The organism is Devosia elaeis (assembly GCF_001650025.1).
GTDB classification, from domain to species: Bacteria; Pseudomonadota; Alphaproteobacteria; order Rhizobiales; family Devosiaceae; genus Devosia; species Devosia elaeis.
Map to the genome: position 1 here is coordinate 1 of NZ_LVVY01000074.1, position 13,322 is coordinate 13,322.

The following is a 13,322-nucleotide window of genomic DNA, read 5'->3' on the forward strand; positions in this document are numbered from 1 at the left end:
TTCGCCTAACCATCCACGGTTGCTCGACCCGAGGGCGTTCGGGGGCTTGAGCCGATGCGGTGGGGCGCGTGGGGACTGGCCCTCAGGCCCGAGGGGGGCGCGGTGTGTGGGAGGCTTCGGCAGGGAAGAACCCTCGGGTCGAGCCGAGGGTGACGAGCGGTGGGGGTGGCATCGGCCCCAGTGTGCCGGCACCCCCCTCCCAGCTCCGCTAGGCCTGTCGGCCAAGCTGCGCTACCTCCCCCGTCAAGGGGGAGGTTGGGTCCGGTGCTTGGGACAGTTCCCCGCCATTCGAGCAGAGCTTTCATGGCCTTCTCGCCTCAAATCTCTCCGCCGGAGAGATTTGCCCTGCGGGGCGGCTCGAAGCCCGTCAAGGGGGAGGTGTGGGCCGGTGCGTCGGGATGGCCCTAGGTTCAATCCTCCAGCAGATAGCCGCCGGCTCTTGCGGGCAGGATTTCCGTGCCGACGATCTTGGCGACGGAGGCGCCGGTGACGGTATATTTGGCACTGGCGCGGGAGAGGATGAAGCCATTGGTGCCGGCGCGGAGCGGGGTGCGGGCGAGGAAGGCTTGGGGGCCGTCCATGGCGATGATGTCGGCGACGATGTCGCCCTTCTTCACCTTGTCGCCCAAGCCGACGCGATAGGCGAGGAGGCCGGGGCCGTCGGCGCGGAGGACTTCGGTGGCTTCGAAGGGGGTGGCTGCAGGCATGGGCCTGGCTGCGGGCGCGCTGGCGTCGATGAGGCCGCGATCGGCGAAGAAGTCGAACAGGCCCCGGGCATCGTTGATGCCGGTTTCATCGTGCGTGTCGGCCTGGCCGCGATATTCGAGGGTCGCGGTTTCGGCGCCCATGGGAATGGGCAAATCGGGATGGGCGCGCTGGGCCTTCCGATAGAGGCCGGGCAGGACTTCGTCGAAAGAGCCGCCGCCCGAATCCTCGGCGGTGAGGGTGGCGGCCGCGCCCATGCGGTCAGCGAGATCCTGCAGGCCGGGCATCAGTTCGGGCGAGGTGAAGATGTGGATGAGGCTTTCGTCGTCGCAATGGAGATCGAGGACGATGTCGGCGTCGTGCGCGGATTTCAGCACGGCGAGGCGCAGTTTCTGCGCGGCCGTTGCCGGCTGTTGGCTATCGAGCCAGGCGCGGACGGCGTTGCGGATGAGCGCGATATTGGCTTTTGGATCGGCGGTGAGCCGGCCGGCAATAGCCTGGGCGATCTGCGGGTAGAGATCGGGCCAGCGGCGATTGAAATTGACACCGGTTTCGAGATCGTAGCGGCCGATATGGCGGCGCAGGACGCGGGTGGCGAGGCCGAGCGGATTGACCGAGGGAAAGATGACGAAACGGGCCCTGAGCTTTCCCGCCGCGTCGGCTTCGCGCAGCATAGGCAGCAGGTGATGCAGGACCATGGTGCCGGGCTGTTCGTCGGCATGGAGCGCGGCTTGCAGGTGCACCTTGGTTTCGGCGGTTTCGGGGCCGGCGCTATACCAATAGAGCGTGGTCGAATGGCCCGGCGTATCGCCCGGCAGGGTCAGGGTGTGCTGCTGGAAGGTCATTTTGCTGGCTCGGCAAGGGCCGAGAGCTTGTCGGCCATGTTCTGGTTTTTGTCGGTGCGGGTGGAGAAATGCATGGTGCAGAAGATGCGCTCGACGCCCATCTCCTCCAGCCGCCCGCAGCAGGCCTCGATGGCGGCGCTGACCTCGGCCATTTCGCCTTCGATATTGGTGCCATTGGCGTGCATTTCGTGGGTGAGGCCGGTCTGGTCCAGCACGGCCTTGACCTCGCGGATATAGCGAGAGACGGAGGGGCCGGCGCCCATGGGGACGATGCAGAAATCGGCGATGATCTTCATGTCGGGCCTAACGGAACCATTTAGGGGCATAGCGCAGGCCCGGGCGGGCCGGCAGGTGGCGCATGAGACGCTGATAGACCAGGCCGAACAGGAAGAAAATGACCAGCGACACCAGAAGGAAATAGAGCGCGGCGACCGGGAAGTGCAGGAAGGCGTTGAAATCGCGTTCGAACAGGTTCTTGGCCGTGCTCATCAGGTCGCGCTGCGCGCCCACCACCGGCAGGGCGAAATAGACGATGGCTGTGGCGTGGAAGAGGAAGACCACTTCATTGGTATAGGCCGGCCAGGCGAGGCGGATAAGGTTGGGCCAGATGATGCGGCGGAATTGCTGGGAGCGGCTCATGCCATAGGCGCGGGCGGCCTCCACGGCGCCGCGGGGCACGGCGCGCAGGGCGCCATAGAAAATCTCGGCGGTATACGCGCCGGTGTTCAGCATCAGGACCAGCGGCCCCATGAACAGGGGGTGCAGCACGAAGCCGGAAATGCCCAGGGGGCGCCAGACGCTCATGTTGAGCGAGAGGGCCAGGGAATAGAACATGAAGAACTGGATGAAGAGCGGCGAGCCGCGGAAGGCATAGATGAAGCCGCGCGACAACCGGTTGAGGAGCGGATTGGACGAGGCCTTGCCCAGGGCCAGGAAGACGGCGAGGACGAAGCCGATGGGGATGGAGGCGGCGGCGAAATAGATGTTGAACAACACCGCCGGGGCCATGATGGCCAGATCGTCGAGAAAGCCCTGCATCAGCCATGCGCCTCGCTGAGAATGCCGCGTCCGGCGCGGCGCATGATGGCCCCGAAGGCGCGCTCGGACAGCCAGGTGACGAGGATGTAGAAGACGAAGAGCACGAGGTAATAGCGCCAGCGCCAATCGTCATGGACGAGGCCCACGGCGGGCAGGAAATTGGGAGCGCCGAGCCGGTCGGCCCAGAGCACGATATCGGCGATCTGCAACAGCGAGAGCAGGGAGGTCGCCTTGATGATCAGCATCCAGACATTGGAGAGGCCGGGCAGGGCATAGACCCACATCTGGCGGATATGGATGTGCCAGAGCACCTGGCGGGCGCTCATGCCATAGGCGCGGGCGGCTTCGAGCTGGCCGGCGGGCACCGAGCGCATGGCGCCGTGGATGACATTGGTGGCGAAGGCGCCATAGACGAGGCCGAGCGAGACGCTGGCCAGGATCAGATATTCGAACGTGCCCAGGAACCAATTGGCTTCCCGGCAGGGCGGCCAGGGTGCGGTCTGGGCGGCGATGGCTTCGGGCGAACAGACCTGGGTGGCGACGATCCACTCCACCGCCTGCTCGAAAGCCAGGGGGAAGAACAGGAAGAACAGCACATCGGGCACGCCGCGCACGATGGCCGAATAGAACGAGCCGACCAGACGGAAGGGCAGGAAGCGCGAATTCTTCAGCGTCGCGCCGGTCAGACCGAAGACGACGGCCAGCGCACCGCCCATGAGGGCGGCGAAGATGGTGAACTGGAAGCTGGCATACCAGGTCAGATGCTTGCCATTGGTCAGGTAGCCGACCCAGAAGGCGATGTCGTCGAGCATGCGCTTTTTTGAACCCGTCGTTCGTCACCTCGGGCTCGACCCGAGGGCGTTATGTTTTGCGACCGTCGCAAGAGCCCTCGGGTCAAGCCCGAGGGTGACGATCTGTGGGTGAGGCGGATGCTGCGAGAATGTCTGGCAGGTCCGCCTCAACCAGCTTACTCGGCGTAGTACGGGCCCTGGCCGTCGAACCACTGGGCGATCAGCCGGTCGACGGTGCCATCGGCCTTGAGCGCGGTGAGGGCGTCGTCGATCTTGGCCTTGAGTTCGGCATCGTCCTTGCGCAGGCCCGCACCGACGCCGCCGCCGACCAGGATATCCTCACCGAAGAATTCGATGGCGCCGTTGGAGGCCGTGACGACCTGCTCGAGATAGGAGCCGTCGGCCAGGATGGTGTCGATATTGCCGGCCATCAGGTCGGCCATGTTCTGGTCGGCAGTGGCGAAGGACACGATGGTATTGTCCGCGGACAGGTTCTCTTCGGCATAGGCGGCCTGGATCGTGCCGCTCTGCACGCCGATCCGGGCGCCGGACAGGGCCGAGAAATCGAGGTCAGAGCCGGGCGCGGCGACGAACTTGGACGGATCGGGCGGGAAATAATCCTGCGTGAAGTCGATGGTGGCCAGGCGCTCCTCGGTGATCGACATGCCGGCCATGATCAGATCGTAATTGCCCGCGAGCAGGTTGGGGATGATGGAATCCCAGTCATTGAGAATCCATTCGCAGGTAAGCCCCGCGGTCTCGCAGATGGCATTGCCCAGGTCGATTTCGAAGCCAGCGGGTTCGCCTGCATCGTTGAGGAAGTTCCAGGGCGCATAGGCGCCTTCGGTGGCGATGCGAACGCTTTCCTGGGCGAAGGCGGGAGTGGCGAGCGCCAGGACGGCCGCGGCCGCCAGCATGGTCTTTTTCATCGTGTTTCTCCGTTCAATTGATCTTGTGATTAGGCGCCCGGTGTTCCGGGTCGGTTCCCAACGCTCAAGCATGGCTGGCGGCGTTGAGGAATTGCTTGAGGCGGGCCGATCTGGTGGCGCCGAAGACTTCGTCGGGGCTGCCTTCCTCCTCGATCAGGCCCTGATGGAGGAAGATGACGCGGTCCGATACCGAGCGGGCAAAATCCATGTCGTGGGTCACCAGGACCATGGTGCGGCCTTCATCGGCGAGCAGCTTTATGACGCGCAGGACTTCGACCTCGAGTTCGGGATCGAGCGCGGATGTGGGCTCGTCGAACAGCATGACGCGCGGATTGATGCACAGGGCGCGGGCAATGGCGGCGCGCTGCTGCTGACCGCCGGACAATTGGGCGGGATAGGCATCGGCCTTGGCGCCGATCCCCACCTTGTCGAGCATGGCGCGGGCGTCGGCCTCGACCTCGGTGCGCTGGCGCTTCTGCACGATCAGGGGCGCTTCCATGACATTTTCGAGCACGGTCATGTGGGCCCAGAGATTGAAGGACTGGAACACCATGCCCAATTCGGAGCGGATGCGGCGGATCTGGTGCTCGTCGCCAATCTGGCGCTGGGGACCGGTGCCCCGGAGCGCGATGAGCTCGCCATCGATCAGCACGTCGCCCTGGTCGGGGATTTCGAGCATGTTGATGCAGCGCAAAAGCGTGGACTTGCCCGATCCGGAGGAGCCGATAAGCGAGACGACCTGACCTTCGCGCGCGGTAAAGGAGATGCCCTTGAGGACTTCGAGGGCGCCGAAGGACTTGTGCAGATTGCGCAGTTCGACAACCGCCGATGCCCCCGCGACGACGGGTTCAGTTTGCGTCATGCTCACCATGGGCGCGAAAGGCGCCTTTCCTGACTGACGATTGCCTTATTGAGGCTGGCAATCTTGACCGTTTGGTAGAAAACCAGAAGCCAGTGAGATAGCAAGCGAAAAAGCTTTCCCTCGAACGGCTGGAGAGAGTGGCCCGATGTTTTTCCTCGCCTCTAAAGTGTTCTGGCTTCTGGTGCAGCCGACCAGCCTGGTGCTGCTTCTGATGCTGGCGGGCCTTGCACTAGTGCTATGGGGGCGGCGGCGGATGGCGATATCGGCGCTGGGCCTGGGCGTGGGGCTGCACTTTCTCGTCGCCTTCACCAGTTTCGGCTATGTGCTGATCCAGCCGCTGGAGAACCGGTTTCCGATGCCGGTCGAACCGCCCGAGCAGGTGGGAACGATCATCATGCTGGGTGGTGCGACCATGGCGCGGCCAAGCACGGTGCGGGGCGTAGCCGAACTCAACCAGGCGGGTGACCGGCTGACCACCACGCTGCGGCTGGCGCAGCTCTATCCGGACGCCAAGATCGTCCTGAGCGGCGGCGCCGGTTTCCTGCAGGGGGAAACGGAAAGCGAGGCCGAGACCATGCGCCGGTTCTTCACTGGTTTCGGGGTGGCCGAAGACCGGCTGGTGCTGGAGGGGGACTCGATGAATACGGCCCAGAACGCCGATTTCACGCGGGGCCTGCTCGAGGGGGATGGGGGCGCGGTGGTGTTGGTGACTTCGGCCTTCCACATGCCGCGCTCGGTGGGGATTTTCCGTCAATTGGGCGTGGAGGTCGTGCCCTGGCCGACCGATTACCGCAGCGCCGGCAACCAGGGCTTCGGGATTGATATCGCCAATCCCAACCAGAACCTGGAGACGGCGACGATCGCGGTGCGGGAATGGATCGGCCTTTTGGCCTATCACTGGACGGGGCGCAGCGCGGAACTGCTGCCGGGCCCATAATGAAAAAGGCGCCTCGCGGCGCCTTTTTCATTCAGATGATCGGGTGTCAGGTCCTGCGGAACAGGCCGATGACCAGCGAGATGACCAGGAAGGCCAAGAACAGGAAGAACAGGATCTGCGCGATACCTGCCGAGGCGCCGGCAATGCCGCCGAAACCGAGAACGCCAGCGATCAGCGCGATCACCAGAAAGACGAGAGCATAGTACAGCATGGGGAATCTCCATGATTTTGCCTTGAGTTAGAAACGCTTGGCCAAGATCGGAGTTCCGATGCCCAAACAAAAAGGCCGGCGATGCGCCGGCCTTTTCGAGAAAATTTCGGGGCCTCAGGCGGCGGCGCGAGAGCCGTCGTCGAAGAACAGGGCCTGGCTGATCAGGGCCTTGACCATGTCTGGATTGAACGGCTTGGTGACCAGGAAGGTCGGCTCGGGCCGCTCGCCCGTGAGGAGGCGCTCGGGGAAGGCGGTGATGAAGATCACCGGCACCGAATGGGTGTTGAGAATGTCGTTGACCGCATCGATGCCGGAGCTGCCATCGGCAAGCTGAATATCGGCCAGGATCATGCGGGGCCGGGTCTGGTTGAACAGGCTCACCGCTTCCTTGTGGGTGCGGGCGATGCTGACCACCTTATGGCCCAGGCTTTCCACCATCTGCTCGATATCCATGGCGATGAGCGGCTCGTCCTCGATGATCATGATTTCGGTGGCCACCTGGCGCGAAATCTCGTGGGAGGCCTGGTCGAGCAAGGCTTCGAATTCCTGGTCCGAGACAGAGAGGATTTCGGCCGCCTGGGCATGGGTGAAGCCTTCGACGGCCACGAGCAGGAAAGCCTGGCGGGGGCGCGGGGCGAGATTGGCGAGGTTGGCGGCGGCGCGCTGTTCCCAGACGAAGCTGGAGGCCGGCTGGGGCACGCTCACAGCGGAGGAGGAGAACAGGGCCGAGAACAGCTTATAGAGCGCGATGCGATCATTGCTGGCCTCGGGGAAAAGCGAAATGTCGCCGATAAGAGTTTCGAGCGTAGCAGCCACATAGGCATCACCCGACGTCTGCGATCCCGTGACGGCCCGTGAAAAACGGCGCAGGTAGGGCAGGTGCGGAGCAATCCGCGTGGACAAAGACATAGACGAAATCTCCCAGATGACGCTTGTGATATGACCTCACAGCAGTCCGAAACGGGCCAGCATTGGAAAAGTTCCTCTCCGGCTTGGAACTTTTTTGCAACCGGGGCATTTCCAGCCTCCAGGGATGGCAAGACTGATCGGTCTATTGAAGTATGACAAAGGATAATTGGGTGACCCAGCAACGTGCGCGAACGCAGCCGGGGCGGGCTGAAGATGGTCTCGGGCCGAATTCGGATATCGGCTCGCGCCTACGCGCGCTTTATGGCGCGGTCCAGGAAGAAGGCGTGCCGGATCAATTGCTCGACTTGCTCGAAAAATTGGACAATGCCGAAAAGGCGCAGCAGACCGGGACGACCCAGCGGGACGGGGAATAGGCCATGAGCGCCGAAGGAACCTCGTTCAAACGCGAGATGCTGGCCACGTTGCCGAGCCTCCGAGCTTTTGCCGTGTCGCTGACCGGCAAGCACGACAAGGCCGACGACCTGGTCCAGGATACGGTGATGAAGGCCTGGGCGAAACAATCCAGCTTTCAGATGGGCACCAATATCAAGGCGTGGCTGTTCACGATCCTGCGCAATGAATTCTACAGCCAGATGCGCAAGCGTGGCCGGGAAGTGCAGGACAGCGACGGCGTGTTCACCGAAAGGCTCTCGGTGCATCCTTCCCAATATGGCTCGCTGGACCTCGAAGACTTCAAGAAGGCCCTGTCGCAATTGCCCGACGACCAGCGCGAGGCCATCATCCTGATCGGCGCCTCAGGGTTTTCCTACGAGGAAGCGGCTGCGATCTGCGATTGCGCCGTAGGCACGATGAAAAGCCGGGTGAGCCGGGCGCGTTCGCGGCTGAGCGAATTGCTGCAGATCAGCGGCGAGGCCGATTACGGTCCCGATGCGGTTTCCGCGCAGGTGACCTCGGGCAATCACTCGTTCTGAGCCGGTTGCTGCCGGAGCAGGCTGAGCACCGCTTCCACGAGGCTCTCGTCGGGCACAGGTTTGACCAGGAATGGCGTGTCCGGGAAATCGGGCATGCCATTTCGCAATCCGTTGTCTGCCGTCAGCCCGAGCACGGGAATGCCGGCCTCGCGCAGCGCGCGGACAAGGTCGAGCTGGTCGCGGCGACGCGATTCCACCTCGATGACGGCCAAGGCAGGGTTGGCGGCCAATTTCGCATGACTACGAAATTCCTCCGGGCTGGTCAGCACGGTGACATGGCCCGCGCCCATGGCCTGCAACACGACCTGCATGCTCAGCGATATGATGATTTCCGACTCAACGATGAGAACGGGTTGTCCGGCCAGCATATGGGGCGCCTTTCGCCGAGTTAGGCGTCATTTGCACTGGCTAGCTCTGGATTGTCATTTAACTTTGACATGCGGAACGCTACGCAGCGCGGCGCGTTGAGGACTTACCTTCAGCGTCGGGTCATTTCTTGAATCTCGTTCTTCCCCATACAGGCCGCCGCGTGCCCTGCGAGCAATGCCCGCTGCGCGCCCTGCCGGCCTTCCGCGATTTCACGCCGACGGAGCTGCGTTTCGTCTCCGGTTTCAAGACCGGGGAAATGACGGCGGAGCCTGGCGCGGTCATCCTGTCCGAAGGGGCGCATAGCGCGCATCTCTATACGCTGCTGTCCGGTTGGGCCTTCCGCTTCAAGACGCTGGCCGATGGCCGCCGTCAAATTCTCAATTACATGCTGCCGGGGGACCTGGTGGGTCTGCAGGGCTCGGTGATCGGCGAAATGGAGCATTCGGTGGAGGCGCTGTCGCCGCTGGTGCTGTGCGTGTTCCAGCGCGATCGGCTGGACGAATTGTTCGGCGGCCATCCCGGCCTGGGCTTCGACGTGACCTGGCTGGCGGCACAGGAGGAGCGCATGCTGGACAATCATCTGCTGAGCCTGGGCCGCCGGACGGCGCTGGAACGCGCGGCCTACCTCCTGAGCTTCCTGCACCAGCGCGCCCGGATGGTGGCGCCCAATGCGGCCCGGATCGAGCTGCCCCTGACCCAGCAGCATGTGGCCGATACGCTGGGATTGTCGATCGTGCATACCAACAAGACCCTGCGCAAGCTGAGCAATCTGGGCCTGGTGCGCTGGCTGGGCGGGGCCTGCGAGGTGCTGGATCTCGAGCGGCTGATGGTCGTCGCCGATTGGGAAGGCCTGCACGATCGCAAGCGGCCGCTGATCTAGCCATGCCGGCCTCAATCCTGCCATGGCGATTGACCAATGCTGGCCGGGCTGAAGACCGGTTGTGGCGGTCGGCATCCGTGCGGTGGACGGGATGAGTGCTGTGGCTGAGGCGACCGAGAAGAGCGTTGAAGCATCCCTGGCGCTGCGCCGCAGCGCGAGGCGGGTGGCCATCTGGGTGTCGCTCGGCCTGGTATGCCTGGCAGCCCTGGCCTCGCTGCTGCTGATGCAGGGGATCGGGCGGCAGATCAGCGACGTCGTCGAAAGCCATGCCATGCGCACGGCAGCGCGGGAACTGACCCATGCGCTGAGCCAGGCCGAGGCCAGCCAGCGCGGTTTTCTGTTGACCGCCGATCCGCAATTTCTCGAACGCTACCAGCAAGCCGCTTCCGGCATCGACAGCCGGGTGGAGGCGCTGCTGGCTCTGACAGCCGACGATCCGGCCCAGAGCCTGCGCGTGGCCGGCATCACCGACGATATTGCCGGCAAGATGGCGGAAATGGAACGCGCGGTCGAACTGGCCAGGACGGAGCGGGCGAACGAGGCGCAATCGCTGACCCAGACGGGGATGGGCGCGCGCTTGATGGCGGAGGTCAACCAGACGCTGGAAGATTTCATCGCCGAGGAAGATTTCAAGCTGGCGGCGCGCAACGAGGAGATGGAGCAGACCCGGATCGGGCTGGTCGTGGCCTTGATTGCCGCGCTGGTCGCTGCCGCGATCCTGGCCTATGCCCTCTTGTCGCGAACCCAGCGGCAGGTGAGCGACCTGGCGCGCAGCCACCGGGGCCTGCTCAGCCAGAACGAAGTGCTCGAAGCGCAGGTCGCCGAGCGGACGCACGAAATCGAAGCTGCCCGCGCCCATGCGGAGCGGGAGCGGCAGCGGGTGGAGGCGCTGCTGCAGGATACAAATCACCGGGTGGGCAATTCGCTGGCCACGGTCTCGTCGCTGCTGGCCCTACAGGTGATGCGCAGCCGCTCGGACGAGGTTCGGGATGCGCTGGAGGCGGCGCGGCTCCGGGTGCATGCCATCGCCTCGGCGCATCGGCGGCTGCGGCTGGGCGACGACCTGGAAAGCGCCAGCGCCAGCGAATTTCTCACCGCCGTCATCGAGGATATCGCGGCGACGCAGACCGATGGCGGACGGATCGCGCTGTCCAGCACTATCGAGCCTATCGATGTCAGCGCTCGCGACGCCACGACGCTGGGCATATTGGTGGGCGAATTGGTCACCAATGCGCTCAAGCATGCCTTTCCCGGCGGGCGGAGGGGGGCGATCGATGTGCGGCTGTTCCGCGACGAGGGTGGCACGCCTGTGCTGGAAGTGCGCGACGATGGCGTGGGCATGAGCGATCCGGCAGCGACGGATGGCGGGCTGGGATCGCTGATCGTCCGGCAGCTTGCCGGGCAGTTCGAGGGCGAACCCCGATATGAGAGCACCACGGCGGGCGGCGTGGCGATCAGAATAGCCCTGCCGGGGCTGACCGGCGCGTCCCAAGCGCAATTGGAGGCCTAGCATGCAGTTCCGGGCAATTCTCAACAAGGATGGCGGCACACTTCGCAGCCTCGATCTCGACGATTTCTCCCAGCGTGCCGAGGCACTGTTCGCCGAGGAAGGCCACGCGCTGGAATGCCGTGTGATCGGCGGCGATGCGGTGGAGGCGGCGCTGGCCGAGGCCTCCACGGCCGAGGCGGTCGACGTGATGCTGGCCGGGGGCGGAGACGGTACGATATCGGCCGCCGCGGCCGCCGCCTATGCCAGCGGCAAGCCGCTGGCCGTGTTGCCCGCGGGAACCATGAACCTGTTCGCCCGCGCCCTCGGCATGCCGCTCGATCTCGATGCGGCGCTGGTGGCGATCGCGCGGGGGCGGATCGAGAATATCGATATCGCCACGGCCAATGGGCGGCCCTTCGTGCATCAATATGGCGTGGGCATCCATGCGCGGCTGGTGCGGATCCGCAACGGCATGAGCTATCGCGACCGGGTGGGCAAGATGCTGGCGAGCCTGCGGGCGATCCTGGCGACGGCCATCGATCCGCCCCGCTTCGAGGTGGAACTGGTGGGGCCGGAGGGCGCCAAGACGCATGTGGTATCCGGTATTGCCGTCTCCAACAATCCGCTGGGCGATGGTCCGATTCCGGTGGCGGCGCGGCTCGATAGCGGCCTTCTGGGCGTCTACCTGGCGGCAGGCACCAGCAGCCGCGAATTGGTGGCGCTGGCGCTCGACGTCTTTACCGGCCGGTGGCGAGACAATGCGCTGGTGAGCGAGGCGGAAGTGCCCGAAGTGGTATTGCGCTTTCCCAAGCGCAAGCGCGGCAATCACGCGGTGGTCGATGGCGAGCTGATCCCGCTCGAGCCCAGCGTCACGCTCAAACTCCATGCGCAGGCCATGGCGGTGGTCAGGCCGGCGGAAGACGCGGCCTGACCTGGGTTCATTCGTCGTCGGAGCGGTCCCGCAACAAAGCGAAGGCGGCGATCGCGGCCGCGGGCAGGCCGATGCGCACCAGGGCTGGTGCGCGCAGCAGCGCGGGCAGGGCGGTGAGCGCGGCGGTGGTGACGAAGGCGCCGGTTTCGCTGGCGCGGCGACGTTCGGCGACATGGCGGCGAGTGCGTCCACGCCCGATCAGCATGCCGGCATAGACCGCCAGGGCCAGAACCAGGAACAGGCCGGCCATGAGCAGCGCCGCGATGAGCGGGCTGAACAAATCGGCCAGCGCCAGATAGCCGGCGACGGTGAGAAAGATGGCGGCGGCCAGCAGGAAAAGCGCAATCAGGCCATAGACGATGGCCGCGGCCCGGGCGCGGGCCGCGACGCTTTCCAGCTCAAGACCGAACAGGGCCGCGAGCGGCGCGATCAGCCCCATGGTCAATGCCGGGTGAGCAAGGCGAGCACGAAGCCGATGCCGGCGGCAGTGGCCACGGCGGTCAGCGGCTTTTCGCGGATCGTGTCCTTGAGCTGCTTCTCGACCTCTTCGGCCTGGCCCTGGGCATCGTGCAGCATATCCTGACCCTTGCGCTTGAGCTGCTTCAATTCACCGGCGGCCATGGCGCGGGCCTCGCCGGCCTTTTCGCCAGTCAGCTTGCCCAGCGTTTCCGTGATGGATTTGAGGTCGTCCTGCAATTGCTTGACCTGGGCTTCCAGTTCCTGCTCGCGACCCCGGGAAGCGGTGCTCCTGGCAGGGGTCTGGTTCTTGCGGCCGGGGGCCATGTCGGTGGTGGTTGCCATAAGGGGCTCCTTTTCGATTACGAAGAAAATGCCTCAACCCGGCGCAGGTTCCCGGCCGCTTTCCGAAAGCCGTCCCGACAAGACTGCGCCTGCCGGGACGAAGGTTGCGGATCGAGCGGGGGGCGCTGCCCGATCCGCTCCAGGCACATATTGTTGAGGGAGCTCGACGTGCCTGTGGCGTGCAGGCGGCGCGGCGACGTCCTTGCCCGGGCGCCCGCGCCGCGTGAAATGGGCTAGATGCGGCCCATCAGGACCAGGATCAGCACGACGATCAGGACAACGCCGAGAATGCCCGAGGGGAAATAGCCGAAGCCACGGGAATAGCCCCAGTTCGGCAAGGCGCCGATGAGCAGCAGAATGAGAATGATGATAAGAATTGTGCCAAGCGTCATGTAACCCTCCTAGAGATTTCATACAGCCCGCCGATCGGCGGTTGTCCCTGGAGCGGCGTGCTTTTGACGGCGCTGCCCCAGTCTTGTTGCTTAAAGCAGCGCAACGAGCAGCGCGGTGGCGGCCACTAGGATCAGCGAGGCGGGCAGCAGCGCCAGGGCGATGTCTGCAAAACGCGGCTGGTGATCAAAGCTGTCCGGAACCCACGCGGTGGTGGTGCGACCTGCATCTTCAAGGGCTCTGATCTGGAACTGGTTCATGTCCGTCTCCTAAGGCGGTCCATCGGCCGCGTGCCAGAAGAAC

Annotated in this window: 19 protein-coding genes; 6 read left to right on the forward strand and 13 right to left on the reverse strand. The window is 64.5% G+C overall.

What is annotated here, in order from left to right:
* Positions 1–410: 410 nt before the first annotated feature.
* The 6 genes from A3840_RS07360 to A3840_RS07385 form a co-directional block, all read right to left on the reverse strand.
* Positions 411–1,550, reverse strand: coding sequence for a succinylglutamate desuccinylase/aspartoacylase family protein (locus A3840_RS07360; RefSeq protein WP_067454182.1), 1,140 nt, complete (start codon positions 1,548–1,550; stop codon positions 411–413).
* On the reverse strand, positions 1,547–1,846 hold the full coding sequence (locus A3840_RS07365; RefSeq protein ID WP_067454184.1) for an MTH1187 family thiamine-binding protein: 300 nt from the start codon (positions 1,844–1,846) through the stop codon (positions 1,547–1,549). Before A3840_RS07365 ends, A3840_RS07360 begins: the two co-directional genes overlap by 4 nt.
* 7 nt (positions 1,847–1,853) lie before the next feature.
* A complete protein-coding gene (locus A3840_RS07370; protein WP_067454186.1) occupies positions 1,854–2,588 on the reverse strand; it encodes an ABC transporter permease in 735 nt (244 codons plus the stop codon).
* A complete protein-coding gene (locus A3840_RS07375; protein WP_067454188.1) occupies positions 2,588–3,400 on the reverse strand; it encodes an ABC transporter permease subunit in 813 nt (270 codons plus the stop codon). The genes A3840_RS07370 and A3840_RS07375 overlap by 1 nt, the downstream gene beginning before the upstream one ends.
* A gap of 155 nt (positions 3,401–3,555) precedes the next feature.
* Positions 3,556–4,308: a transporter substrate-binding domain-containing protein gene (locus A3840_RS07380; RefSeq protein ID WP_067454191.1), complete on the reverse strand. Its 753-nt coding sequence runs from the start codon at positions 4,306–4,308 to the stop codon at positions 3,556–3,558.
* A 64-nt stretch (positions 4,309–4,372) separates the two neighbouring features.
* A complete protein-coding gene (locus A3840_RS07385; protein ID WP_067454461.1) occupies positions 4,373–5,170 on the reverse strand; it encodes an ABC transporter ATP-binding protein in 798 nt (265 codons plus the stop codon).
* A gap of 145 nt (positions 5,171–5,315) precedes the next feature.
* On the opposite strand from A3840_RS07385, the gene A3840_RS07390 reads away from it, so the two are divergent.
* Entirely contained in the window at positions 5,316–6,107 is a 792-nt protein-coding gene (locus A3840_RS07390; protein ID WP_067454195.1) for a YdcF family protein, read from the forward strand.
* A gap of 46 nt (positions 6,108–6,153) precedes the next feature.
* Here the strand turns inward: A3840_RS07390 and A3840_RS07395 are convergent, their stop codons facing one another.
* Together A3840_RS07395 and A3840_RS07400 are read right to left on the reverse strand one after the other, a co-directional pair.
* Positions 6,154–6,318 (reverse strand): DUF1328 domain-containing protein, encoded by a 165-nt coding sequence (locus A3840_RS07395; protein ID WP_046142315.1) that lies wholly within the window; start codon positions 6,316–6,318, stop codon positions 6,154–6,156.
* A 114-nt stretch (positions 6,319–6,432) separates the two neighbouring features.
* Positions 6,433–7,227, reverse strand: a complete 795-nt coding sequence (locus tag A3840_RS07400; RefSeq protein ID WP_067454198.1) for a response regulator — start codon at positions 7,225–7,227, stop codon at positions 6,433–6,435.
* A gap of 170 nt (positions 7,228–7,397) precedes the next feature.
* Between A3840_RS07400 and A3840_RS20135 the strand changes: the two genes are divergently transcribed.
* Entirely contained in the window at positions 7,398–7,601 is a 204-nt protein-coding gene (locus A3840_RS20135) for a NepR family anti-sigma factor (RefSeq protein ID WP_425388840.1), read from the forward strand.
* A 3-nt stretch (positions 7,602–7,604) separates the two neighbouring features.
* A complete protein-coding gene (locus A3840_RS07410; protein ID WP_067454203.1) occupies positions 7,605–8,159 on the forward strand; it encodes an RNA polymerase sigma factor in 555 nt (184 codons plus the stop codon).
* On the opposite strand, the gene A3840_RS07415 is transcribed toward A3840_RS07410, so the two are convergent.
* A complete protein-coding gene (locus A3840_RS07415) occupies positions 8,147–8,527 on the reverse strand; it encodes a response regulator transcription factor (protein ID WP_067454204.1) in 381 nt (126 codons plus the stop codon). The two genes, A3840_RS07410 and A3840_RS07415, sit on opposite strands and share 13 nt — an antisense overlap.
* A gap of 128 nt (positions 8,528–8,655) precedes the next feature.
* Between A3840_RS07415 and A3840_RS07420 the strand changes: the two genes are divergently transcribed.
* The 3 genes from A3840_RS07420 (at position 8,656) to A3840_RS07430 (ending at position 11,828) form a co-directional block, all read left to right on the forward strand.
* Positions 8,656–9,408, forward strand: a complete 753-nt coding sequence (locus A3840_RS07420) for a Crp/Fnr family transcriptional regulator (RefSeq protein ID WP_067454207.1) — start codon at positions 8,656–8,658, stop codon at positions 9,406–9,408.
* Between the two features lie 91 nt (positions 9,409–9,499).
* Complete coding sequence (locus A3840_RS07425; protein WP_067454464.1) at positions 9,500–10,918, forward strand: sensor histidine kinase; 1,419 nt, start codon at positions 9,500–9,502, stop codon at positions 10,916–10,918.
* 1 nt (position 10,919) lies between these two features.
* Entirely contained in the window at positions 10,920–11,828 is a 909-nt protein-coding gene (locus A3840_RS07430; RefSeq protein WP_067454209.1) for a diacylglycerol/lipid kinase family protein, read from the forward strand.
* Between the two features lie 7 nt (positions 11,829–11,835).
* On the opposite strand, the gene A3840_RS07435 is transcribed toward A3840_RS07430, so the two are convergent.
* The 4 genes from A3840_RS07435 to A3840_RS19650 form a co-directional block, all read right to left on the reverse strand.
* The gene (locus tag A3840_RS07435) at positions 11,836–12,267 is read right to left on the reverse strand and encodes a hypothetical protein (RefSeq protein WP_067454212.1); all 432 of its coding nucleotides are present in this window, start codon (positions 12,265–12,267) and stop codon (positions 11,836–11,838) included.
* 2 nt (positions 12,268–12,269) lie between these two features.
* The gene (locus tag A3840_RS07440) at positions 12,270–12,629 is read right to left on the reverse strand and encodes an ElaB/YgaM/YqjD family protein (RefSeq protein ID WP_082903725.1); all 360 of its coding nucleotides are present in this window, start codon (positions 12,627–12,629) and stop codon (positions 12,270–12,272) included.
* Positions 12,630–12,862: 233 nt separating this feature from the next.
* A complete protein-coding gene (locus A3840_RS07445; RefSeq protein WP_067454214.1) occupies positions 12,863–13,021 on the reverse strand; it encodes a DUF3309 family protein in 159 nt (52 codons plus the stop codon).
* Positions 13,022–13,111: 90 nt separating this feature from the next.
* Positions 13,112–13,279 carry a hypothetical protein gene (locus A3840_RS19650; protein ID WP_165603140.1) on the reverse strand — a complete coding sequence of 56 codons (168 nt, stop codon included), beginning with the start codon at positions 13,277–13,279 and terminating at the stop codon, positions 13,112–13,114.
* Between the last annotated feature and the right edge of the window lie 43 nt (positions 13,280–13,322).

What these genes read in the sequence shown, in the direction of transcription:
- A3840_RS07360 (WP_067454182.1), bottom strand. Translation starts at nt 1,550, where the DNA reads ATGACCTTCCAGCAGCACACCCTGACCCTGCCGGGCGATACGCCGGGC.
- A3840_RS07365 (WP_067454184.1), bottom strand. Translation starts at nt 1,846, where the DNA reads ATGAAGATCATCGCCGATTTCTGCATCGTCCCCATGGGCGCCGGCCCC.
- A3840_RS07370 (WP_067454186.1), bottom strand. Translation starts at nt 2,588, where the DNA reads ATGCAGGGCTTTCTCGACGATCTGGCCATCATGGCCCCGGCGGTGTTG.
- A3840_RS07375 (WP_067454188.1), bottom strand. Translation starts at nt 3,400, where the DNA reads ATGCTCGACGACATCGCCTTCTGGGTCGGCTACCTGACCAATGGCAAG.
- A3840_RS07380 (WP_067454191.1), bottom strand. Translation starts at nt 4,308, where the DNA reads ATGAAAAAGACCATGCTGGCGGCCGCGGCCGTCCTGGCGCTCGCCACT.
- A3840_RS07385 (WP_067454461.1), bottom strand. Translation starts at nt 5,170, where the DNA reads ATGACGCAAACTGAACCCGTCGTCGCGGGGGCATCGGCGGTTGTCGAA.
- A3840_RS07390 (WP_067454195.1), top strand. Translation starts at nt 5,316, where the DNA reads ATGTTTTTCCTCGCCTCTAAAGTGTTCTGGCTTCTGGTGCAGCCGACC.
- A3840_RS07395 (WP_046142315.1), bottom strand. Translation starts at nt 6,318, where the DNA reads ATGCTGTACTATGCTCTCGTCTTTCTGGTGATCGCGCTGATCGCTGGC.
- A3840_RS07400 (WP_067454198.1), bottom strand. Translation starts at nt 7,227, where the DNA reads ATGTCTTTGTCCACGCGGATTGCTCCGCACCTGCCCTACCTGCGCCGT.
- A3840_RS07410 (WP_067454203.1), top strand. Translation starts at nt 7,605, where the DNA reads ATGAGCGCCGAAGGAACCTCGTTCAAACGCGAGATGCTGGCCACGTTG.
- A3840_RS07415 (WP_067454204.1), bottom strand. Translation starts at nt 8,527, where the DNA reads ATGCTGGCCGGACAACCCGTTCTCATCGTTGAGTCGGAAATCATCATA.
- A3840_RS07425 (WP_067454464.1), top strand. Translation starts at nt 9,500, where the DNA reads ATGAGTGCTGTGGCTGAGGCGACCGAGAAGAGCGTTGAAGCATCCCTG.
- A3840_RS07430 (WP_067454209.1), top strand. Translation starts at nt 10,920, where the DNA reads ATGCAGTTCCGGGCAATTCTCAACAAGGATGGCGGCACACTTCGCAGC.
- A3840_RS07435 (WP_067454212.1), bottom strand. Translation starts at nt 12,267, where the DNA reads ATGGGGCTGATCGCGCCGCTCGCGGCCCTGTTCGGTCTTGAGCTGGAA.
- A3840_RS07440 (WP_082903725.1), bottom strand. Translation starts at nt 12,629, where the DNA reads ATGGCAACCACCACCGACATGGCCCCCGGCCGCAAGAACCAGACCCCT.
- A3840_RS07445 (WP_067454214.1), bottom strand. Translation starts at nt 13,021, where the DNA reads ATGACGCTTGGCACAATTCTTATCATCATTCTCATTCTGCTGCTCATC.
- A3840_RS19650 (WP_165603140.1), bottom strand. Translation starts at nt 13,279, where the DNA reads ATGAACCAGTTCCAGATCAGAGCCCTTGAAGATGCAGGTCGCACCACC.